Here is a 21,132-nt window from a genome sequence, read left to right on the forward strand (position 1 = left end):
GACGGGCACCATGGACCGGGTGACCGACCACGCCCGCATCCTGCTCGTCGACGACGACCCGAAGGTCCTCTCGTCCCTGACGCGGGGGCTCCGCCTGCACGGTTTCGACCTCGAGACCGCGCAGGACGGCGCCTCCGCGTTGCGGGCGGTCACCGCATCGACGCCCGATGCGATCGTGCTGGACGTGAACATGCCGGTCCTCGACGGGGTGAGCGTCGTCACCGCACTGCGGGCGATGGGGAACGAGGTGCCGATCTGCGTGCTCAGCGCGCGCACCACCGTCGGCGACCGGATCGCCGGACTCGAAGCCGGCGCCGACGACTACCTCACCAAGCCGTTCGAGCTCGGTGAACTGGTGGCCCGGTTGCGGGCACTGCTGCGCCGCGTCCCCCGCACGTCCGCCCCCGCGGGCACGGGCGCGGTCACCGTCGGCGCACTGACCGTGGACCTGCCCGGACGACGGGTCCACGTCGACGGCCGGCGTGTCGACCTGACCAAACGCGAGTTCGACCTGCTCGGCGTGTTCGCCGAGCACGCCGGCATCGTGCTGAGCCGTCCGCAACTGATGCGGTTGGTGTGGGGCTACGACTTCAACGCCGACACCAACGTGGTGGACGTCTTCATGACCTATCTGCGCCGCAAGCTGGAGGCGAACGGGATGCCACGGGTGCTGCACACCGTGCGCGGGGTCGGGTTCGTGCTCAGGGAACAGCCGTGAGCCGCCGCTCGCCGTCGCTGCGCACCCGGGTCGCTCTGGTGTCGGCGCTGGCGGCCGCCGTGGTGATCGCCGCGATCGGGGTGGCGTTCGCCGTCTTCCTGCGCGTCAACGGATCTGCACAGCTCGACCGCACACTCGACTCGCTGTCGCTGCACATCTCGCCGGACTCCGCGCTGCAAGGCGAGGGCATCGTGATCGCGGGGCTGCCGGTCGCCGACCCGGCGGCGGATGGGGTGCGCACGACATCGATCGACGGCACGGCGGTTCGGGCGAAGGAGGTGCCGGTTGACGGCACCGCGGGGCAGGTCCTCGCCGTCTCGGTGCCCGAAGACGCCTTGACCCGGGCGATCCGTGAGCAACAGTGGCAGGTCGCCGGAACCGCGGCAGCGGCGATCGTCGCTGCCGCGGGACTCGGATGGCTGCTGGCCGGGCGCGCGGTGCGGCCACTGCAACGACTGGCCGCGGCCACCCACACTATTGGAGACCACCCCGGCGCCCGGCGACCGAACGTGCGCGGCGCGCGCGAAGCCGAGGAGCTGTCGGAGGCGATCGGCCACATGCTCGAACGAATAGCCAAGGCGCAGAATCGAACCGAGGAGGCACTCGGGTCGGCCCGCGACTTCGCCGCGGTGTCCGCCCACGAGCTTCGCACTCCGCTCACCTCGATGCGCACCGACTTGGAGGTTCTCACAACCATGCAACTCTCGGATGAGCAACGCGGGGAGATCCTGCGCGATCTGGTCGCCACGCAACGTCAGGTGGAGACGACGTTGACCGATCTCGAGCGCTTGGCGGTGGGCGAGCTGTCCGATGCCGAAGACCACGAGGAGGTCGATCTGGCCGAGCTCGCCGATCGATGCGCACAAGAATCCGCACGTGTCCACCGCGGGCTCGACGTCGATGTCTCGGCTCCCGAAAGCCTTGTGGTGCGGGGAATTCCCACCGGGCTGCGGCTCGTTCTCGACAACGCCGTCACCAACGCAGCGCGGCATGGCGGCGCCCGGCGGGTGCGCGTCACCGTCGACAGGGACACGCGCGACTCCTCCGTCGTCATCCTGGTGGACGACGACGGGATCGGAGTGCCGCACGCCGAGCGCGCGACCGTGTTCGAGCGGTTCGTCCGCGGCGTGGGCTCGCGCACCGACGGGTCCGGGCTGGGTCTCGCACTGGTCGCCCAACAGGCCGCACTGCACGGTGGCACCGCCGAGCTGGTCGACAGCCCGCTCGGCGGCGCCAGACTGTCGTTGCGGCTGCCGCTGAACGGTCGCGAGGCGTAGTTCTCGACGACTCGACGAGGTCGGTCTAGTCGGCCTCGACCGGGCGCACGATGAGCACCGGGCAGTCGGCGCTGTTCATCAGCGCGGTGCTGGTCGATCCGAGCAGCATGCCCGTGAATCCGCCCCGGCCGTGGCTGCCGACCACGAGCAGTTGTGCCCGTTCGGAGTAGTCGCTCAGTACCCGCACCGGACGGTCACGACCGACGACCCGCTGCACGGACACGTCCGGGTACTGCTCGATCCAGCCGGCCAGCCGTTCGGAGAGCACGGCCTCCTCGGCGGCCTGGATCGAGCTCCAGTGCGGGTCCTCGGCGGTCGCACCGAGCGAGGGCTGCACGGACACGTCGCTCCACACGTTCACCGCGATCAGTGGTGCGCGGCGGGCCGAGGCCTCCCGGAACGCCGCGGCGAGCGCGGCCTCACTGATCTCGGAGCCGTCCACGCCGACGACCACGGGCCCCTCGGTCGGCGGCCTGCCGTCGAGCGTGCGCCCCCGGATCACCGCGACCGGCGCCGTCGAATGCGCTGCGACACTGCGGGTCACCGAGCCGAGCACCGCACCGGTGAACTCACCGAGGCCGCGGCAGCCGAGGACGATCATGCTGGCGGTCGGCGAGTACTGCAGCAGGATCTCGGCGATCCGGCCCTCGTGCAGCTTGGTGTCGACGATCAGGTCTCCGACGTCCTCGGCGGCCTCCTTGGCCAGCACCGCGGCGCCGTCGAGGTGCGCCCGACCGGCGTTCGTCAGCTCGTCGCCGTACCCCCGGGCCAGGTAGGGCTCGGTGTAGTAGTACGCGGGCACGTGCACCACGGAGACCAGCAGCAGCGGCAACTTGCGCGCCGCGGCCGTACGTGCGGCCCAGACCACCGCCGCCGATGCGGATTCCGATCCGTCCACTCCGACCACGATCGGCTTGCCTGCGCTCATGCTGCACCCTCACTCATCGACGACAACTACCCGACCATTGTCGCCCGCCCGTGCCGAGTGTGCAGTTCCCGACGCTCGACCGAGCCTCAGCCACGCTGCGGGTCGGTCAGGTACGCCTCGAGCCGCCCCGACCGACGCTTGGTCAGCGTCGCCGCACCACGCAACGCGGCGAACCAGATCGCCAGCGAGACCACGGTGCTCGTGAGGACCAGACCGAGCAGGCCGTCCCCGGTCAGCGAGTTCGCGTTGATCGGCAGCCGCACGTGCACGACCAGCAACGGCACCAGCAGCACCACGACCACGGCCGCGGGGAACACCGCGTACGGCAGCACGACCAGCACGCCCCACCGCACGATCACGGACCGGAACCGCCGCCGGTTGTCCCAGCGCCACCGCAGCGGATTCTGGTGGTACGGGAGGAACACTCCCACCCAGGTCGACAGGCCCAGCGCGCCGAACGGTGCCACGCAGATGATCGCCGTGACCGCCGCGGCGAGGGACAGGTCGTGCTCGACGAACCCGACCGCCAACGCCACCAGCACGCAGACAGGCGCCACCAGGATCCACAGCACGACGGTCTTGGCCCAGAGCAGTCGCTCGAGCGCGCCGGTGTCCGTGAGCTTGTCGAGCACGTCGAGCGGGTCCTGGGCCAGCACGTTGGTCGCGGAGACGTCCGCGTACATCCAGCCGGCGAGGGCCGCGGGGAATCCCCACGGGCCGGTGAACTCGAACAGCCAGCTGCGTGGGAGGAGAAACCAGGCCGCGGTGACCAGCAGGGCGTTCCCGAACACCGTCAGTGGGACCTCGGCGGGCCGCCGCCAGGCCCGACTCCATTCCGAGCGAACGGTGGTGGCCAGGGTCCGGCGCATCCCTCGACAATAGGCACCCTCGCCGGGCCGCACAGCTCAGTCGACGTCGCGTCGGCGCAGCACCACCGCGGTCGCGACCACGAACACCACCAGGTAGACCGCCAACACCGCGGCCGCGAGACCGGGGCCGAGCACGGTCAGGACGCCCGGCGTCCGCTCGGCGTCGGACGCGGCGCCGCCCAATCCGCCCGCCAGCGATCCGGCGGCGGTCCCGGGCAAGTAGTCGGTGACGAACCGGATCGGGTCCAGCACGGCGCCCACCCCGCGTAGCAGGTTCTCCACCACCAGCACCCACACCAGACCGAGCCCGACTGCCAGGGCCGGGCCGCGGGCGAGGGTCCCGATCAGCACCCCGCACGCCGTCCACATCCCGAGGATCAGCATCCCGGCCCCGATCGCACGCGCCGAATCACCCACCCACGGCAGCCGCATCGGTTGCGACTCCGCGCCGGCGACGATCGAGGACACCCCCAGGTCGACGGCGAACACCACGACCACCAGCGCGGCGACCACCACCGCCAACGCGACGAGGGTGCCGCCGATGGCGGTCAACCGTCCGGGGCCCTGGGTCAGCGCCGTCTTCCAGGTGCCCCACCCGTATCCGCTGCCCGCGGCGAGCGCGCCGAGGGTCAGGATCAGTGCGCCGCCGAACATCGCCATGCCCTGGGTCAGCACCTCGGGTACCGCGCCGGGCAGCATCCGTGCGAGCAACACCGACCGCGGCACGGCCGCACCGAATCCGGTGCCTCCGTCGCTGCGATAGGTCAGGTAGTTGAACACGTAGACGAAGGTGAGGTTGAGGACCAGCCAGGCTGACAGCAGGACCCACAACGAGGGCCACGTCCGCAGCCGCAGGAACTCCGCCCGGGAACTCGCGGTCAGTGTGTTCATCGTGAAACCTCCGGGTCGTCTCCGGTGGAGTCCGAGCCTCGCGTCATGTCGAAGAAGGCCTCCTCGAGGGACCGTTCGCTGCTGTGCACGTCGAACACCTCGATGCCGGCGCCGACGAGTGCACGCACCAACCTAGGGGCGACACCGGCATCCGCGTCCACCCGGATGCCCGTGTCGGTCGCGGCGACGCGGTTCGCACCCGCGACGTCCCGAGCCACCGCCAGGGCCCGCGGATACGGCGTCGCGCGCACGACAATGGTTGTCCCGCCTCGTAGTTCGGACACCGTGGACTCGGCCACCAGGCTGCCCGCAACGATCACGCCGACACGGTCGCAGGTGTCCTGGACCTCGTCGAGCATGTGACTCGACAGCAGGACGGTGTGTCCGTCGGCTGCGAGATCGGTGATCAGGGAGCGCATCTCGGCAACGCCGGCCGGATCGAGCCCGTTCGTCGGCTCGTCCAGGATCAGCAGGTCCGGGTCGCCGAGCATTGCCGCCGCCACGCCGAGACGCTGCTTCATGCCCAGCGAGTAGCCGCGGAACCGGTCGTGTGCCCGTGCCCGCAGACCCACTCGCTCGAGCGCGGATTCCGCGGCGGCATCGGACAGTCCGCGGTACCGGCACAGCACACGCAGGTTGTCGCGACCCGACAGGTACGGGTAGAAGCCGGGCCCCTCGATGAGCACCCCGATGCGGGCGCACGCGGACGGATCGCCGGGGTCACGGCCGAGCACTGTCGCGGTTCCGGCGGTCGGGCGCACCAGACCCACCAGCATGCGTAGGGTCGTGGTCTTGCCCGCGCCGTTGGGGCCGAGGAACCCGTAGACCTCCCCCGCCCGGACGGTCAGGCTGACACCGTCCACCGCGGCCCTCCCGCCGTACCTCTTGGTCAGGCCGTCCGTGGCCACCCGCAACTCGGTTGTCGTCGTCATGGCTTCCAGCCTTCGCCGCGTACGCACCGAGCACATCCGCCGCGCGGCGACATTCGAGCTACGCCCGCAGGACGACGCCGCGGGCCCCCGCGCGGGGCTAGGTTGGGGCCATGCCCAGACCGTTCGACGTCGCGCTCGCGGGAGTCGTCGGCGTGGTGTCGGTGCTCGGCTCGGTGGCCGCGGCACGGCACGGGCATCCGGCACGCCCGCTGGACTGGTTCGCCGTTGCAATGCTCGTGGTCGGCGCGGTCGCGTTGCTGTGGCGGCGGGTCGCACCCAACGCGGTGCTGGCGGTGACGCTGGTCGCGACGTTGACGTATCTGCTGCGCGGGTACGGGATGGGTCCGATCTTCCTGTCGCTGGTCGTCGCGTACCTCACGGCGGCGCCCCGAGCACGGCGGTGGCCGATGTACGCGCTGCCCGCGGTCGGGTTCGCCGTGGTGCTGTGGCTGGTGCCCTGGGTCACCGGACAGGACGCCGTGCCGGCCGCCGCGATGGTCGGCATCGGCGCGTGGCTGCTGACATTGGTGGCGATCGCCGAGGGGATCCGACAGCGCCGGGAGGCGATCCGGGCGCGCCGCCAGCGTGCCCGCGAGGCCGCCCGCAGCGCCGAGGAGGAGCGCCTGCGCCGCGCCAGCGAGGAGCGCCTCGACATCGCCCGGGAACTGCACGACGTTCTCGCACACAGCCTTTCGCTGATCAATGTGCAGTCGGGCGTGGCACTCGAACTGCTCGACAGCAAGCCCGAGCAGGCCGGCGTCGCGCTGGCCTCCATCAAGGACGCGAGCCGCGAGGCGCTCGTCGAGGTGCACTCGATGCTGCGGACCCTGCGCCGCGGAGGTGAGCTCGCCCCGCTCGCACCCGCTCCTTCCGTCGCCGACCTCGACGCACTCGTCGAACGCGCCCGCGGCGCCGGAATCGACGTGACGACAATCGTTTCCGGCACCTCACGACGTCTGCCCTCGGCGGTCGACCTTGCCGCCGCCCGCATCGTCCAGGAGGCGCTGACCAACGTGGCACGGCACTCGGGACAGTCCGCGGCCCGGGTGCGGGTGGAGTACCGGCCGGACCGGCTCGAGGTGCGCGTCGACGACGACGGCCACGCCGCCGGATCGTCCGAAGGCGGCGTCGGCGGCGTCGGCGGCGGCATCGCGGGTATGACCGAGCGCGCGCACGCCCTCGGCGGCACACTGAGCGCGGGCCGTCGCACCGACGGCGGGTTCCGCGTCGAGGCGCGACTTCCGCTCTCCGACAGCGACTCCGGAGAGGACGTGACGTAGGTGAGCATCCGGGTGATCGTCGCCGACGACCAGTCCCTGGTACGGGCCGGGTTTGCCGCGCTGCTCGAGGCGCAGGACGGCATCGAGGTGGTCGGGCAGGCCGAGGACGGCGCGCAGGCCGTCGCACTGACGACGGAGTTGGCGCCGGACGTCGTGTTGATGGACATCCGGATGCCGGTGCTCGACGGACTGGAGGCCACCCGGCGGATCGTGGCGCGACCCGAACTGTCGGCCGTGCGGGTGGTGGTGCTGACCACCTTCGAACTCGACGAGTACGTCTTCGAGGCGATCCGCGCCGGCGCCGCCGGGTTCCTGGTCAAGCACACCGAGCCGGCCGACCTGGTACGCGCGGTGCGGGTGGTGGCCGACGGCGAGGCCTTGCTATCCCCCGGCGTCACCCGCCGCCTGCTCGCGGAGTTCGCCACCCGCGCCAAGGAGGCCCCCGCACCGCGCCTGCTGGCCGAGCTGACCGACCGCGAACGCGAGGTGATGACGCTCGTCGCCGAAGGCCTGACCAATGCCGAGATCGCCGAGCGACTGGTGCTCAGTCCGGCCACCGCCCGCACCCACGTCAGCCGGATCCTGCTCAAACTCGGTGCCCGCGACCGCACCCAACTGGTCGTGCTGGCCTACGAGTCGGGCCTGGTCCGGCCCGGTTGGCGGGGCTGACGCCGGTCACCGGAAGGCGGACGACTCGTGTCGAGCGAACTCACCCTCGCGGAGAACCTCGCGGAGAACACCCATGAGACGGCGAATCGAAAAGGTACAGATCGTGCAGTCTGTACAGATCATGCAGTCTGTACAGATCGTGCAGTCTGTACCTTTCGACTTTCGTGCGGATGGAGACATTCCGGCCCGAGCGACGTCCCCCGGCCCGCCATTCGACCGCCCTGGCGCACCCGGTGTACGCGCCGGTGCGTACCGGCGGTGCCGCCTGCCGACCGATGCGCCGACCGTCCGCCGCCGAGCAGGCTGGATGCATGAACACTCTCGGAGCACAGACCGCACTGATCCTGGCCGACAACTGGGACGGCCGCTACGGACCCGGGTGGGGACCCGGGCCGTGGTTCTTCCTGATCCCCCTGACCTTCTGGATCGCGGTGATCGTGATCGTCGTGCTCGCGCGCCGGCGCTGGCGCGGCCGGCACGGCGAGTCCACGCTGCGCGACGTCTACGCGCACGGCGAGATCACCGAGGCCGAGTACCGGGCCCGCCTCGCGGTCCTGCGGGAGACCCGACGATGAGGGTTGTCGTGGTCGAGGCGCCCACCGGGTCCGGCCGGCAGTGGGCCGAGCGCGCCCGAGTGCTCGACGAGCAGGGGTTCGATGCGCTGCTGGTGCCCGACACCCTGTGGACGCCGTCGCCCTTCCCCGCGCTGGCGGCGGCCGCGGCTGTCACGCGGACGCTGCGGCTCCGCACCTGGGTGGCCGCGGCGCCGCTGCGCACGGCGGCGGCGTTGACCAGGGAATGCCGTGCGCTGCAAGCATTGTCGGACGGACGTTTCGAACTGGGCATCGGCGCGGGACGTCCCGACGCGGAGGCCGAAGCCGGCCGGCTCGGGACGTCGTGGGGCACCGCCGCGCAGCGGATCCATGCGGTGGAGGAGTCGGTGGCCGCGGTGCGCGCCGGCGTCGACCCCGTGCCGGAGGTGGTGGTCTCGGCCGCCGGGCCGCGGATGCTGGCCGCCGCTGGACGGGTGGCAGACCGGGTCGCGCTGGCGCTCGGCCCGACCACGACGGAGGCGGATCTGGCCGACGCGGTCGAGCGCGCACGCGAAACATGTGGCCGAGCAATGACGTTCACCCAGTCATTGGTGGGCATCGGCGACGCGCTGCCGTCGTACTTCGCCCGAACCGGCGGCCCGACGCTCGCGGAGCTGCTGCAACTGGGGTCGGCCGGACTGCTGCCCGCAGACCCCGGCCGGGCCGCGGACGTCCTGTGCACACGGGAGGAGGAACTCGGAATCGCCGAGGTGACGGTGCCGGGCGAACTGTCCGAGGCCTTCGCCCCGGTGCTCGCCCGGCTCCGCCGCTGAACGTGTCGGGAACTCAGTCGATGAGGTTGCGGAAGTCCTCGATCAGCTTGACCCGACCGGCCGAGTCGCCGGCCAGCGGGCTGACGGTCAGGGTGGTCACGCCCGCCTCGGCGAACGCCGCGACCCGCTCCTTGACGTACCCGGCGGGACCGATCAGCGAGATCGCGCGGACCAACTCGTCCGGCACGGCCGCGGTGGCTTCCTGCTTCTTGCCCGACAGGTACAGCTCCTGGATGGTCGCGGCCTCCTTCTCGTAGCCGTACCTGCAGGCGAGGTCGTTGTAGAAGTTCTTGCCCTTGGCGCCCATGCCGCCGATGTACAGGGCCAGGCTCGGCTTGACCCACTCGAGCATGTGGTCGACGTCCTCGCCGATGGCCAGCGCAGGGCCCGCGTAGATCTGCAGCTCGCCCAGGCTCGGGTCGCGCTTGGCCTTGCCCGCCGCGAGGGACTCGCCCCACACGTCGCCGGCGCGCTCGGGGTCGAAGAAGATCGGCTGCCATCCCTCCGCGATCTCGGCGGTCAGAGCCACGTTCTTCGGGCCGAGGGCGGCGATGACGATCGGGATGCGCTCGCGCACCGGGTGATTGATCAGCTTGAGCGGCTTACCGAGTCCGGTGCCCTTCTCCGCGGGCAGCGGCACCTGGTAGTACTTGCCGTCGTACTGGACCTTCTCCCGCCTCCACACCTGACGGCAGATGTCGACGATCTCGCGGGTCCGGCCGAGCGGGGCGGTGTAGGGCACGCCGTGGAAGCCCTCGATCACCTGCGGTCCGGACGCGCCGAGGCCGAGCACGAACCGGCCGTCCGAGACGAAGTCCAGGCCCGCCGCGGTCATCGCCATGAGCGACGGGGTACGGGTGTAGATCTGGAAGATGCCCGACGCCAGTTCGATCGTCGAGGTTTTCGCCGCCAGGAAGCCGAGCTGACTGACCGCGTCGAAGGAGTAGGCCTCCGCGAGGAAGACGATGTCGAGACCGGCACGCTCGAGGTCGGCGACCTCCGCGACGGTCTCGGCGAACCCGCCGCTGTAGGTGATCTGCATTCCGACTCGCACCCGGACACCTCTAATCGACTCGATGTGACACTTCTCCACGAAGCCTACGCATGCCCGCACCCAATCCGAATGACAGAACCGACCACCATTTGTGACCGAAACTCCTACGATCGCGCCGTGACGAGGAGACCGGTCGACTGGCAGCGCTCACACGTGATCGTGACGGGCGGTTCGCAGGGCATCGGTGCCGCGGTCGCGCGGGCCGCGGCGGGACGGGGCGCGGCGGTGTCGATCCTCGCGCGCGGCGAGCAGCAGCTGCGTGCGACGGCCGAGCCGATCGGCGCACACTGGGCGTCCGTCGACGTCACCGACCCGAAGGCACTACAGCGGGCCGTCGAGGACGTGGAGGCTCGGTCCGGGCCGTGCGACGTGCTGGTCGCGTGCGCGGGCACCGCGCTGCCCGGGCGGTTCCTCGAGGTACCGATCGACGAGTTCGAGTCGCAGATGCGGCTGAACTACCTCGGCGCGGTGCACGCGGCCCGGGCGGTACTGCCGTCGATGGTCGCGCGCGGGCGCGGTCACGTGGTGCTGACCAGTTCCACCGCCGGGCTGATCGGTGTGGTCGGATACAGCGGCTACGGTCCCACCAAGGCCGCGGTCCACGAGCTCGCACACTGCCTGCGTTACGAGGTGGAGCCCGCCGGCGTGACGGTCTCGGTGCTCTACCCGCCGGACACCGACACGCCCGGTTTCGCCGTGGAGAACACGCGCAAGCCGGTCGAGACGTCCGCCGTGTCCGGTGCCATCACACCGGTCAGCGCGGACGTCGTCGCCGCCGCGGTGATCGCGGGTATCGACAAAGGGCGCCATCACATTTCGGTCGACCCTCTCACGCGGGTCCTGGTCCGCGCCGGGGGCATCGTGGAGCCGGTGATCCGGCCGTTCCTGACCCGGACCATCCGGAAGTCGCTCGGGACGTGAGCAACTAAGGCAGCGTCCAGAACACCCTCGTGACAAGCCAGAAGACGATCGCGGCGACGGCGAGGAAGGCCACCGAGATCGCCACACCGAGTCGCTCCGTGCGCAGGTCCCGGGGATCGTCGGGCTCGAGCCAGAACCGCAGGGCACGGGTGACCACCGGCATGACGACCCACGTCAGGATCGTCACCGACAGCACGTTGCCGACGAGCAGGCCGAGCCACAACGGTGCGCCCGGCCAGATCTCGGCGATCAGGAGGGTCAGGATCACCACGGTCGGGTACAACCCGATCAGCACGGACAGCGCGGTCTTCCACTGCGCCGCGGGTGCCGCGTCGGGACCGCCCGCGGGGAACCACGACCCGAACGGGTTCGCGATGGGGTGGACCTCGAATCCTCGGAACTCGCGGCCCTCCTCGAGCAGGGCCGCCCGCTCCGGCGACGACAACCACCGCTCGAGGTTCTCCGAGGAGTCGAAGGTGAACAGGATCGTCCAGTTCTCCTGGATCCCCGTCACGGGGCGACGCGTCTGCGACCCCCGAAAACCGGGAAAAGCCTTCTCCGCCTCCACGACCCGCTGCTGCCAGGCGAGGAACTCGGCCTCCCTGCCGGACACCGACGGGTGCGAGACCGCGACGGTCACCGCGTCGTCATTGCCCGAGGCTCCGCCCGAGGTGTCGTCATTGCCCCAGGCTCCGCCCGAGGTGTTGTCGCGGACCTCGTCGATCAGCACGTATTGGCCCAGTACTCCCGAAGCTGACCCGAAGTGCAAAGTAGCGTTCGTTCAGGGGGGGCGACCTCGGTGACTAGCTGCTGCCGCTGCTTCCGAATGTCGGCGGGTCCGGGTCGGGTGTGGGTGTATCGATCTCGATCACCGACACCGCGTCAGATTCCTGGTTTGCCACGTAGGCGCGGGTGCCGTTGGGGGTGATCGCGACACCGTTCGGGAACTTGCCGACGGGGATGGGGGAGCCGATGACCGTGTTGGTGGCGGTGTCGATCACCGACACTGTCGCCGAGTAGAGGTTGGTGACGTAGGCGCGGGCACCGTTGGGGGTTATCGCCAGTTGATACGCGTGGCCGCCGATGACGGGGATGGGGGTGCCGATGACCTTGTTGGTGGCGGTGTCGATCACCGACACCGTCCCGGCGTTTTCGTTGGCCACGTATGCGCGGGCACCGTTGGGGGTGATCGCCACACCTTCCAGACCTCGGCCGACGGTGATGGGCGTGCCGATGACCTTGTTGGTGGCGGTGTCGATCACCGACACCGTCCCGTCCGAATAGTTGGTGACGTAGGCGCGGGCACCGTTGGGGGTGATCGCCACACCGGCCGCGCCGCTGGGGCCGCCAACGTCGATGGGGGAGCCGATGACCGTGTTCGTGGCGGTATCGAACACCCACACCGATCCGTCCGAATAGTTGGTGACGTAGGCGCGGGCACCGTTGGGGGTGAACGCCACACTCTGCGCGATACCGCCCATGTCGATAGGGGTGCCGATGACCGTGTTGGTAACGGTGTCGATCACCGACACCGTCCCGTACGCAGAGTTGGTGACGTAGGCGCGGGCACCGTTGGGGGTGATCGCCACACCGTCCGCGCCGACGCTGCCGTCGACGGTTATGGGGGTGCCGATGACCGTGTTCGTGGCGGTGTCGATCACCGACACCGTCCCGTCCAGATGGTTGGTGACGTAGGCGCGGGCACCGTCCGGGGTGATCGCCACACCGCGTGGGTGATCGCCGACGGGGGTGGTCGTGACCACGCTGTCAGCCCACGCTGCGGGGGAACCAGTGGGTGGCGCGATGGTCAGGGTCAGCGCGGCGAACGCGACGAGGGGCACGACAGCGCGGTGGCGCATCGGATGTCCTTACGGATGGAAGGGACTGCTGCACGATCGGGTGGTTCGGTTGCCGCCGAAGGCGGTGGCTCCGGGTGCTGACGACCCAATCGTCTGAAGAGAGTAAACGACCAGGCCACGGAGACCTCTCGGTAGTGTTGCCGCCGTGTTCCGTGTTCCGACTATGGAGGTTGTTGTGGAGGTGGGCGGAGCTTCCACATACTGCTGCGGGGCCATATACGAAGACGGCGAGGACACCTGCGGGAGCTGCGGCGAGCCCCTCTAGGCCGAACTACCGATTAGCAGTGGCTGCCTCCTTCGGCAGTTCAGATCAGAGGTTGTTCGGCTCCGTAACTTCCGCCGATCGTCCAGTCGTCTTCTGAAACTGACACACGAACAGTGCGAGGACAGGTCCGGGGCGTCCTGTTTGCCTGTCCTGCAAGCCGATGCCGGACGGGTCGCTCCTACAGGACCTCGACTCCGGCCGACCCAATCGGGTCGAGGACGAGCTTTCCCCGGATGTGCTCGGCAGCATGATCGTTGATGTAGCGGTAGAGGGTGGCGCGGCTGAATCCGAGGACTTTGGCGATCTCGGCCTTCGGGGTGCCGGCCTCGAGCATCTGCTTGATCGCACGCGCCTTCTCCGGGGTGATCTTCGTAGGCTGACCGCCGACCCGACCTCGAGCTCGGGCCGCCTCGAGACCAGCCATCGTGCGTTCCCTAACCAGTTCTCGTTCGAACTGAGCGAGCGCCCCAAACAGGTGAAAGGTGAAACGCCCGTTCGGTGTCGAGGTGTCGATCCCATCAGTGACGCTTCGGAGAGCGGCCCCGGCGTCCTCGATGCGCTGCACCGTCTCGATCAGATGCGGGAGACTCCGACCCAACCTGTCCAAGCGCCACACGGCGAGCGAGTCCCCCGGGCGAAGGGCGTCGAGCACCTTTTCCAGCTCTGGTCGATCGCGGCGGGAACCGGACGCCGTTTCTTCCCAGATCCGCAAACAGCCGATCGCCTCCAGTGCGTCCATCTGAAGATCGAGGGACTGATCGGCGGTGGAAACCCTGATGTACCCGAGAATGGCGCTCACAGGACAAGACCGTCTCAGAAACGTCCGACAGCCTCCAGTGGGCACCTGAGAGCGTGAGACAGGTTTCTGAGACAGGTCACGAAATGATCACAACTGCCGCTGTTTCGAGTGAGGCAGCTGTTCGAGGCTGTCAGTTTCAGAAGTCGGCTGCACTGGGTGTCAACAGTGGGCTGCACTGGCTGGGATCGTCTGCCTCGGGCCAGTCTTCGATGATCGCGAGGGTCTGTTCCAGGAGTCGGTCGGCGTGGTCTTCGACGGTGTCGAGCAGGTCACCGACATCGGAGAGTGCGGTGTGGGCGGCGCGGCGGGCGGCGATGCCGTGGTCGAAGTACTCGCCCAGCGGTGCAGAGATGCACTCGGGGTTCTCGGCGCGCTCGGGCTCGGGCGTGGTCGCCGTTCCTGCGCGGCGGGCGGGAGCGGTGTGCGTGGGCGCTCGTCCGTTCAGGTGCGCCTCGGCGATGGCGGCGACCGACGCGGCGGTCAGCGGTATCGGTTGCAGCGGCAGGTACCCCCACCGGTCGATGCTGGTCAGCAGCGGTGCATCCGAATCGGGAAGGGGCGTACCGCCGGGGATCTCGCCGCGCTCAAGGTGATGGGCGAGGAGGCGGGTGCTGGGGTGCCGGTCGGTGAAGGCGAGGACGTCGGCCCACCGCCGGTAGACCGCGGCGGGTGAGAGACGCGGGTCGGGGTGTGCATCCAAGCGCACCGGATGCGCACCGGCGACGAACAGCGTGTCGTTCTCGACGCTCACCTCGCTGCGCCGCAGTCTGCTGATCCGCTCGAACCCGAGCCCGGAGGCGGCCAGGACCAGCAGCAGTCCGTCGCGGCGGCCGAACAATCCCTGCGGCCACCCCGCCGTGGGGACCTCCGGGAGGCGTTGACGCACCTGGTGTTTCGCCCTCGCCAGACGCGCCGAACGGTTGGTGTCGAGTGCGCTCCGGATGGTTTCGGCCCGGCCCGGGGCGGGCAGACCGACCCGCTCGTGCACGTGGTTGACCGCGCTGACCCGCCGCCGGTGGGTTGCCGGCGCGGCGGGGTTCTCGGCGAGAAACGTCGCGAGGGTGGTCGGGTCGGCCGGCAGCGTGTCGAGATTCGCCGCGGCGGCCCAGTCGGCGAACAACGCCCAGTCGTGCCGGTAACGCCGGTCGGGCCCGCTCCGCGGGGCGTCGCGGCCGGCAATCACCGAGGCGAGGCCGTCGCGCATGTCAGAGCCCGATGGTGGTGACGGCGTTGCCGATCAACGGGGCGTGCTCGCGGGCGTACACCTCGAGCATCCCGACGGTGGTGTGCCCGGTCTGACGCATGATCGCGTGCGCGTCCGCGCCGTTGCGGAAGGCCTGGGTGACGAACCCGGCCCGCAGCGAGTGTCCGCCGAGGCGGGCGATGAGGTGCTCGTCGTAGCCGGCTTGCTCGGCGAGGCGGCGGATCGCCTTGTGCACCGCCGCCCCGGACAGGGCCGTGTCGGAGAGGTTGCCGTTGCCCCGGATCGACCGGAACAGCGGTAGCTCGGGGAGGGTGAGCGGGTGTGGGCCGCGGCACACGTGTGCGTCGAAGGCCGGGGTGGTCCGCAGCAGCGCGATCACCGCGGGCCGGCCGCCGGTGTCGGAGGCGGCGACGACCTGTGCCCACCGCAGGTAGGCGCACGGCGGGCAGCTGAGGTGGCCGGTCGTGAACGGCAGGGCCCGCACGGTGCCGGTTCCCTCCTGGTCGGTCTTCGAGCGGCGCAGCGCGACGTGCAGCCCGTCGAGCCGGTGCACGCGCACGTCCCCGCAGGCCAGTCCGACGAGTTCGCTGCGCCGGAAGGCGCCCGCGAACCCCATCAACAGCAGCGCGCTGTCGCGGCGCTCGAGGATCTCCGACGCCCAACCGGTGACCCCGCGCCGGACGGCGGCGACGAGGGTGACGACGTCCTCGACCAGCAGCGGGGCCCTCGGCGTGCGGGGGCGGTCCCCGGCGCCGGCGTAGTCGCGGCGGATTCCGGACAGGGTCGTCCGGACGATCTCGTCGCCGGTGGGGACCGGGTGGCGGGCGGTGCGGTGGTGGTGGGCGATCGCGGCAACCCAGCGGGCCAGGGTGGCCGGGGCGTAGGCGCGCCGGCCGTCTGGGGTGAGAGTGTCGGCGGTGTCGACGAGGTAGGCGGCGACGGTGACCGGGTGCGCCGGCAGCGCGGGGTGTCCGTGGGCGGCGCACCAGCGCTCGAAGCGGCGCCACGCCGAGGCGTAGGTGCGGTAGGTGCCGGCGGCGCGGGCGGAGGTCATCGACGCCGCGATGCGGTCGGCCACCCCGGCCGGCACATCCGGCACCCGCGGGGCGACATGGGCCGCGACCTGCGACAGACCGGCGCGGCTCGCGGTGTCGTGGTCGATCGTCATGGCCACGGACGCTACAAGCGCCCACCGACACCCCCCCGTTCTGCCCGGGGGGTGTCTTTCAGGGCCGGTCAGGCGACCTTCCGGGATCGCCGGTCCTGACGGCGCTGGTGCGCGACTGCCTGGATCGCCGTGACGGCGCTGGTGTCGATCCGTGCCATGTCGGCACTCGTCTCACCCACGCTATTGATCTTGTCCGCGAGCTCTTTCGCCTTGTCGGAATGCTCGGCGAGGCGATTCCACCGCCACACTGCGCGGGGCATCGCGGCGAGCTCGTGAGCTGCCTTGGCGCGACTGACGATTGCGTGCGCTCGGGCGTCGCCGAGCATGGCGGTGCCGGCGGGTGGACAGCACTGGGGATCGGCGCACGCCACTTGCGACCACAGCGCTCGATGCGAACGGAGGGCGGTCAGGGTCTTCGCCGGGATGCTCCGGCCCAAGGCGGGAACGAACACCGGCCGGCGCCCGAACCCGCCGTCGGTCGGAGCTTCCCGGTGTCTGGTCATCTCGACACGAAGGTCGCATTTCTCGCGCCACCCGATGCCGGTTTCGTATCCTGCGGCCCCAGCTGCAATGCACGCTTCGCCGAGAAGGCCCTGCTGCCAGGCGATGACCGGGTATCTGGAACTCAGTCGCTCGATCATCAGGACCAGGTCCATCAGACGGTCCTCGGGCTTCACGCCGGCGGCGACCTTCGACGCGGCCACGGCGACCTCTGTGGGGCGGAGGGCCTCGAGCGCCGCGAACGCCGCTCCGAGCACTTTCGGGCCCTGGACCGGGTGCAGCAGGCGCCATCCCGGGGCGAACACGGCCGTCACCGGCAAGGTCACTCGGTGGTCGTCGAGGTAGCGGCGAGTGCCGCGCCACAGACTCGCCTGCACCTCGATCCAGCCGCCTGTGGCGTTCTCGAGATGGACATACGGAGGGATGATCGACGTGGCGCCGTTGGCGATCTGGTGGTTGACGCTTTCGCGGATGAGGTCCTGCTGCCGCGCCGGCGACAGGGCATCGGCAGGAGTCCAGATCTTCGGGTCGCCGAACGGCAGGTTCGCCCACTTGTCTCCGGGGTGCTGGAAGTCCTGGAGGAAGTACGTCTGCGGGTCGATCAGGAACGGGACACCCGCACGGCGGGCCGTGTCGCCGATCCCGGGTGCGGAGTTCGGTGTGTGGGCGTCGACGACGATGCGGCTCGGCACCGCCGCCGCACGGCGCGGCCCGTCGAAGCCGAAGATTCGCCGCAGCAGGGCCGCATCCGTCGACAGTGCTCGAATCAGCAGTTCAGCCATGTCCACACCTCGTTTCTGTCACAAGAGTAGCATGTGACTGAGAAAGTCAAACCGCAACTTGCGCAGCAACTCAATCTGCACAAGTATGACGGCATGATGGAAAGGGAGCGGCGGCGATGACAGACAGGAACCGTCGACACGAAGCCGGGGGGTCGTTGACATACATGCGGGTGATCGAGGACATCACCCGTTCCGGGATCACCCAAGGGGAGCTCGCCAAGGCGGTCGGCGCCGGATCACGCTCGGTTCAGAACTGGGCGAGCGGTCAGAACTCGCCTCGCGGGAAGTCGGTCACGAAGCTGCTCGATCTCCGCAGCATCGTCGACCTCCTCGGAGAGTCGTACACAGAGGAGGGGATCGACATCTGGCTGCACTCGCGTAACCGCAATCTCGACATGCAGCGACCGGTCGACCTCCTCGTCGAAGGACGAATAGACGAAGTACTCGACGAGGCCCGTTGGGTCGCAGGAGGAATGTGACTTGGATTCCCTACCCGCACGCCTGTCCCAGGCGACGCCGATCAGTGTGACGGGGACGTGGCAACGGCACGTGCCCGCCAAATTCGCACAAGCTGCGTTGGACGGTCGGTCCGCCGTCGGGCGGTGGGGAACGGAAGACTCGTTCCCGGTGCTGTACCTCGGCCAGCCCCTGGACTCGGTGGTCGTCGAAGCCTATCGACACCTGGTCGACCCGGTGGACAACCCCGCGATGGCCTCGGCGATCCGGCCTCGGGTACTGGTCACGTGCGCCGTGGACGTCACCGAGATCCTCGACCTGCGCGGTGCGGCCAATCGTTCGCTCGCCCAGCTCACGATGGCGCAGCTGCAGTCGCCGACTCGGGATCGCCAGTCGTACGCCGCGTGCCAGAACGTATCGGCCGCAGCCCATCAGCTCGGCTTTCACGGGATTGTCACACCGGCCGCGACCGAACGGGGTGAGACGCTCGTGCTGTTCACGGACATCCTGCCCTTGCCGGAGAAGCCGACGGTGATCGCGGACGAGACCTGGATGCAGTTGCCCGCCGACCCTCGCCGGGAGCGGGGAGAAGATCGGCTCCGGATCGTCCGGGACCCGAACTGATCGACCGAGGGCGCGTACAGCCGAGCAGAAAGCAATGCCACACCGAGAAGAAGTAGGTGCGGTGCGTGCCGGCTACGGGGGTGTGCCGGTCGACGGTCGGCGTTTTGAGGCCACAACCGCCTGCCGGCACCCCCGTTCCCGCGAAAACGCGGTGAGGTGGGGTTTCGCCGGGGTGGGTGCGGAAATCCGTTTTTCCGTCACCCACCCCGCGCAAACCGAGAGTGACGCGGAGGCAAGGCGCATTTCTTGGACCGGTGGCGAGCGGAATCGTGCGGATAGATCAACTCGAGGTTGCAGTAGTACTCGCCGAAAATCGGGCGCCGCGGCGAAGAAACCCGCAGGAAAGTGGTCGGCCAGCCGTGGCTGCGTAGCCATCGTTGGGCTCCCGAGGGCAGGTCATCGGTCGACCGCATCTCCGGTCCATCGGGCACGGCCAGCAGCGGGTCGTCTCCACAGACGGTGCAGGCGATGTCGGCGACTGCGTGGGCTGGTGCGCATTCGGCGCAGTGATGGATGGCGGTGAGTGTCCCGGCACCGTATCCGCGGCACCCTCCACCGCAACGACAACCGCACCGTCGGCGACGCCGGGGCTGACCGAAACTTCGACCGCCTCGTCGTCGTCGACGACCTCGCCGCAAATCCCGCCCGGTGGCACGACTGCACCTGGCGCCGACCGCTATTCGGCGGTCGCGACACCATCCCCGGCGAAACCGACGACTGGCGCGGAGGCTACGACCTCCACCCCCGTGGCGTCGAGCTCATCGCCCGATCCGGCGCGGGCGCCCGCGCCGGTCCCAGGCGTTGCCCGGGAACGGCAAGAAGATTCCGTACACGGGCAAGCCCACCGAGAACCCGAACGCCACGGTCGTCCCGGGCAAGATGCGCTCGGATCGGGAGGAGATCCCGGAGGACTTCACCAAGGAGGACGCCGACAAGGCGGAAACCATGGAGGCCCGGATCATTCAGCAGCAGTCGGCACGCGGCGCCACGCTGTTCCTGACCCCGGGCTGTCAGGTGTACTGGCCGGCACCGTACGAGGTGTGCGGCGCGATCAAGGACAAGTACAACTCCCTCGGCGGCCCGTCCAGCTTCCTGCTCTGGCCCACCACCAACGAGCTGACCAATCCGGACGGGGTCGGCAAGCGCACCCAGTTCATGAACGGGCCGATCTACTGGTCACCCACCGGCGGCGCGCACCCGGTCGTCAACAGCTTCCTCAACCGGTGGGGCGTGTACGGCTACGAGGCTGGATTCATCGGGTACCCGACCACCGACGAGATAGTGCACCCAGATGGTGTCGGCAGGAGGCAGGAGTTCCAGAACGCCACGATCTACGTGTCGACCCCGAACGCAATCGGGTCGGTCGTGCGCGGCGCGATCCGCGACAAGTACAACTCTCTCGGCGGCTACAGCGGGACCTTGGGCTATCCAATGACCGATGAACAGGCCTCGGTTCAGCTGCTGCAACCGACCGGCGGGACGACGCAGGTCTTCCAGCACGGAATGCTCGTATGGAACACCCAGACGAACGCCGTCGCGATCGCGGGTTGGCAGGACATGTCCCAGATCCCGAGTGCGGCGGCATCTGCCCCGGCCACCCAACCGTCTGCGGCTGCAGGTGGTGGAGTAACCCCGATGTTCCAGTCAGGATGCCCGGCCGGCACGACCGGGTACACCGGCGCTCAGGCGGCGTTCAACTGCGTCGTCCGGTACCAGGACCAGGGTGGCACCTGGATCAATCTTCGAAGTGGGAAGGGCGATCCGAACGGCTTCGGGCAGTTGCACTACAAGACCGATCATCAGGTCAAGGATCGCTGGGTGGAGCTCCTGCTGCAGGACAGCTACGGAGTTCCGACCTCGTTCAACGCAGAAGGGACGGGCGTTACCGCCAACCCTGATCGATACAGGTATGCGCAGGGGTTGTACACCGATTTCGCTGGGCAGCGAAACTATCTCATCGCGCTGCAGGTGATCGTCGACTTCGCCCCCACCAATCAGGTGTCCGACAACACGCAGTTCGGGATCGTCACCTCGTACTGCTCGGATCCGAACAACAACGACAACATCATCCAGTTCTGCCCTCAGCTACCGCCCCCGTACCTGTGAGGTAACAAATGTCTTCGGGTTGGGCGCAGAGATGCGCTCAACCCGAAGACATTTCGCATAGACGCGCCACCCGGTCGGCACCACACTCGGTGACTCGTGCAGCACGAGTTCTCGGCCAACTCCGCCTGGCATCGCTCGCGATTGCGTGGCCAGCAATCCGGTCCCGGCGACAGTTGCCGCGAACACGGGAACCACGGGACTGTAGTCGCCGATGCGCCGCTCCTCGCTCAAGGTGCCAGCAAGGGTATGGATCCCCTCGGCAATGCTGGTATGCCGGACGACAGCCTGGAATCCGTCCTCACCGGTCACCAGTGACACGCCTGCATCCGCTGGCGTGGCCGGCGCAATGTGGCGAACCTCAGCTGTCACCGTGGAAACCAAGCCCGCGGGCGCCCCGTGAACGAGTGTGTTAAGCAGGCAACTGAGCGCCACTCGGTCACCGACCGCGTACTCGCGAGCAGGA

Annotated in this window: 21 protein-coding genes; 10 read left to right on the top strand and 11 right to left on the bottom strand. The window is 69.3% G+C overall.

Going from position 1 to position 21,132, the window contains the following annotated elements; translation table 11 throughout:
• Positions 1–10 precede the first annotated feature (10 nt).
• On the top strand, positions 11–718 hold the full coding sequence (locus tag FK531_RS05450; RefSeq protein WP_142095915.1) for a response regulator transcription factor: 708 nt from the start codon (positions 11–13) through the stop codon (positions 716–718).
• Positions 715–1,995, top strand: a complete 1,281-nt coding sequence (locus tag FK531_RS05455) for a HAMP domain-containing sensor histidine kinase (RefSeq protein WP_142095918.1) — start codon at positions 715–717, stop codon at positions 1,993–1,995. The genes FK531_RS05450 and FK531_RS05455 overlap by 4 nt, the downstream gene beginning before the upstream one ends.
• A gap of 25 nt (positions 1,996–2,020) precedes the next feature.
• On the opposite strand, the gene FK531_RS05460 is transcribed toward FK531_RS05455, so the two are convergent.
• The 4 genes from FK531_RS05460 to FK531_RS05475 form a co-directional block, all read right to left on the bottom strand.
• On the bottom strand, positions 2,021–2,923 hold the full coding sequence (locus tag FK531_RS05460; protein ID WP_142095922.1) for a universal stress protein: 903 nt from the start codon (positions 2,921–2,923) through the stop codon (positions 2,021–2,023).
• A gap of 86 nt (positions 2,924–3,009) precedes the next feature.
• Positions 3,010–3,792 (bottom strand): hypothetical protein, encoded by a 783-nt coding sequence (locus tag FK531_RS05465; RefSeq protein WP_142095925.1) that lies wholly within the window; start codon positions 3,790–3,792, stop codon positions 3,010–3,012.
• 36 nt (positions 3,793–3,828) lie between these two features.
• The gene (locus FK531_RS05470; protein ID WP_142095928.1) at positions 3,829–4,683 is read right to left on the bottom strand and encodes an ABC transporter permease subunit; all 855 of its coding nucleotides are present in this window, start codon (positions 4,681–4,683) and stop codon (positions 3,829–3,831) included.
• Positions 4,680–5,615 carry an ABC transporter ATP-binding protein gene (locus tag FK531_RS05475; protein ID WP_142095931.1) on the bottom strand — a complete coding sequence of 312 codons (936 nt, stop codon included), beginning with the start codon at positions 5,613–5,615 and terminating at the stop codon, positions 4,680–4,682. Before FK531_RS05475 ends, FK531_RS05470 begins: the two co-directional genes overlap by 4 nt.
• Before the next feature lie 110 nt (positions 5,616–5,725).
• On the opposite strand from FK531_RS05475, the gene FK531_RS05480 reads away from it, so the two are divergent.
• The 4 genes from FK531_RS05480 to FK531_RS05495 all read left to right on the top strand — a co-directional run bounded on the left by FK531_RS05480 (position 5,726) and on the right by FK531_RS05495 (position 8,930).
• On the top strand, positions 5,726–6,895 hold the full coding sequence (locus tag FK531_RS05480; protein WP_142095934.1) for a sensor histidine kinase: 1,170 nt from the start codon (positions 5,726–5,728) through the stop codon (positions 6,893–6,895).
• Complete coding sequence (locus tag FK531_RS05485) at positions 6,896–7,564, top strand: response regulator (RefSeq protein ID WP_142095941.1); 669 nt, start codon at positions 6,896–6,898, stop codon at positions 7,562–7,564.
• Positions 7,565–7,875: 311 nt separating this feature from the next.
• Positions 7,876–8,139 (top strand): SHOCT domain-containing protein, encoded by a 264-nt coding sequence (locus FK531_RS05490; RefSeq protein WP_142095944.1) that lies wholly within the window; start codon positions 7,876–7,878, stop codon positions 8,137–8,139.
• Positions 8,136–8,930 carry an LLM class flavin-dependent oxidoreductase gene (locus tag FK531_RS05495; RefSeq protein ID WP_142095948.1) on the top strand — a complete coding sequence of 265 codons (795 nt, stop codon included), beginning with the start codon at positions 8,136–8,138 and terminating at the stop codon, positions 8,928–8,930. Before FK531_RS05490 ends, FK531_RS05495 begins: the two co-directional genes overlap by 4 nt.
• Positions 8,931–8,943: 13 nt before the next feature.
• Here FK531_RS05495 and FK531_RS05500 read toward each other — a convergent pair whose 3' ends face one another.
• The gene (locus tag FK531_RS05500) at positions 8,944–9,984 is read right to left on the bottom strand and encodes an LLM class F420-dependent oxidoreductase (protein ID WP_142095952.1); all 1,041 of its coding nucleotides are present in this window, start codon (positions 9,982–9,984) and stop codon (positions 8,944–8,946) included.
• A gap of 117 nt (positions 9,985–10,101) precedes the next feature.
• Between FK531_RS05500 and FK531_RS05505 the strand changes: the two genes are divergently transcribed.
• Positions 10,102–10,905 carry an SDR family NAD(P)-dependent oxidoreductase gene (locus tag FK531_RS05505; protein WP_181762832.1) on the top strand — a complete coding sequence of 268 codons (804 nt, stop codon included), beginning with the start codon at positions 10,102–10,104 and terminating at the stop codon, positions 10,903–10,905.
• Positions 10,906–10,909: 4 nt separating this feature from the next.
• On the opposite strand, the gene FK531_RS05510 is transcribed toward FK531_RS05505, so the two are convergent.
• The 6 genes from FK531_RS05510 to FK531_RS05535 form a co-directional block, all read right to left on the bottom strand.
• On the bottom strand, positions 10,910–11,635 hold the full coding sequence (locus FK531_RS05510) for a putative antibiotic biosynthesis monooxygenase (protein ID WP_142095957.1): 726 nt from the start codon (positions 11,633–11,635) through the stop codon (positions 10,910–10,912).
• 73 nt (positions 11,636–11,708) lie between these two features.
• On the bottom strand, positions 11,709–12,764 hold the full coding sequence (locus FK531_RS05515) for a beta-propeller fold lactonase family protein (RefSeq protein WP_142095961.1): 1,056 nt from the start codon (positions 12,762–12,764) through the stop codon (positions 11,709–11,711).
• Between the two features lie 443 nt (positions 12,765–13,207).
• Entirely contained in the window at positions 13,208–13,828 is a 621-nt protein-coding gene (locus FK531_RS05520; RefSeq protein ID WP_142095964.1) for a recombinase family protein, read from the bottom strand.
• 136 nt (positions 13,829–13,964) lie between these two features.
• Entirely contained in the window at positions 13,965–15,032 is a 1,068-nt protein-coding gene (locus tag FK531_RS05525) for a hypothetical protein (RefSeq protein ID WP_142095967.1), read from the bottom strand.
• Between the two features lies 1 nt (position 15,033).
• Positions 15,034–16,200, bottom strand: coding sequence for a site-specific integrase (locus FK531_RS05530; RefSeq protein WP_246097910.1), 1,167 nt, complete (start codon positions 16,198–16,200; stop codon positions 15,034–15,036).
• Between the two features lie 68 nt (positions 16,201–16,268).
• Positions 16,269–17,483: a hypothetical protein gene (locus FK531_RS05535; RefSeq protein ID WP_142095971.1), complete on the bottom strand. Its 1,215-nt coding sequence runs from the start codon at positions 17,481–17,483 to the stop codon at positions 16,269–16,271.
• Positions 17,484–17,599: 116 nt separating this feature from the next.
• On the opposite strand from FK531_RS05535, the gene FK531_RS05540 reads away from it, so the two are divergent.
• The 3 genes from FK531_RS05540 (at position 17,600) to FK531_RS05550 (ending at position 20,669) form a co-directional block, all read left to right on the top strand.
• On the top strand, positions 17,600–17,962 hold the full coding sequence (locus FK531_RS05540) for a DUF2384 domain-containing protein (protein ID WP_142095974.1): 363 nt from the start codon (positions 17,600–17,602) through the stop codon (positions 17,960–17,962).
• A gap of 1 nt (position 17,963) precedes the next feature.
• Positions 17,964–18,563, top strand: a complete 600-nt coding sequence (locus tag FK531_RS05545) for an RES family NAD+ phosphorylase (RefSeq protein WP_142095999.1) — start codon at positions 17,964–17,966, stop codon at positions 18,561–18,563.
• An 801-nt stretch (positions 18,564–19,364) separates the two neighbouring features.
• The gene (locus FK531_RS05550; protein WP_246097911.1) at positions 19,365–20,669 is read left to right on the top strand and encodes an LGFP repeat-containing protein; all 1,305 of its coding nucleotides are present in this window, start codon (positions 19,365–19,367) and stop codon (positions 20,667–20,669) included.
• The last annotated feature ends 463 nt before the right edge of the window (positions 20,670–21,132 follow it).

The organism is Rhodococcus spelaei, from assembly GCF_006704125.1.
Lineage (GTDB): Bacteria > Actinomycetota > Actinomycetes > Mycobacteriales > Mycobacteriaceae > Rhodococcus_G > Rhodococcus_G spelaei.

What these genes read in the sequence shown, in the direction of transcription:
- FK531_RS05450 (WP_142095915.1), top strand. Translation starts at nt 11, where the DNA reads ATGGACCGGGTGACCGACCACGCCCGCATCCTGCTCGTCGACGACGAC.
- FK531_RS05460 (WP_142095922.1), bottom strand. Translation starts at nt 2,923, where the DNA reads ATGAGCGCAGGCAAGCCGATCGTGGTCGGAGTGGACGGATCGGAATCC.
- FK531_RS05465 (WP_142095925.1), bottom strand. Translation starts at nt 3,792, where the DNA reads ATGCGCCGGACCCTGGCCACCACCGTTCGCTCGGAATGGAGTCGGGCC.
- FK531_RS05470 (WP_142095928.1), bottom strand. Translation starts at nt 4,683, where the DNA reads ATGAACACACTGACCGCGAGTTCCCGGGCGGAGTTCCTGCGGCTGCGG.
- FK531_RS05475 (WP_142095931.1), bottom strand. Translation starts at nt 5,615, where the DNA reads ATGACGACGACAACCGAGTTGCGGGTGGCCACGGACGGCCTGACCAAG.
- FK531_RS05480 (WP_142095934.1), top strand. Translation starts at nt 5,726, where the DNA reads ATGCCCAGACCGTTCGACGTCGCGCTCGCGGGAGTCGTCGGCGTGGTG.
- FK531_RS05490 (WP_142095944.1), top strand. Translation starts at nt 7,876, where the DNA reads ATGAACACTCTCGGAGCACAGACCGCACTGATCCTGGCCGACAACTGG.
- FK531_RS05495 (WP_142095948.1), top strand. Translation starts at nt 8,136, where the DNA reads ATGAGGGTTGTCGTGGTCGAGGCGCCCACCGGGTCCGGCCGGCAGTGG.
- FK531_RS05515 (WP_142095961.1), bottom strand. Translation starts at nt 12,764, where the DNA reads ATGCGCCACCGCGCTGTCGTGCCCCTCGTCGCGTTCGCCGCGCTGACC.
- FK531_RS05525 (WP_142095967.1), bottom strand. Translation starts at nt 15,032, where the DNA reads ATGCGCGACGGCCTCGCCTCGGTGATTGCCGGCCGCGACGCCCCGCGG.
- FK531_RS05530 (WP_246097910.1), bottom strand. Translation starts at nt 16,200, where the DNA reads ATGACGATCGACCACGACACCGCGAGCCGCGCCGGTCTGTCGCAGGTC.
- FK531_RS05535 (WP_142095971.1), bottom strand. Translation starts at nt 17,483, where the DNA reads ATGGCTGAACTGCTGATTCGAGCACTGTCGACGGATGCGGCCCTGCTG.
- FK531_RS05540 (WP_142095974.1), top strand. Translation starts at nt 17,600, where the DNA reads ATGACAGACAGGAACCGTCGACACGAAGCCGGGGGGTCGTTGACATAC.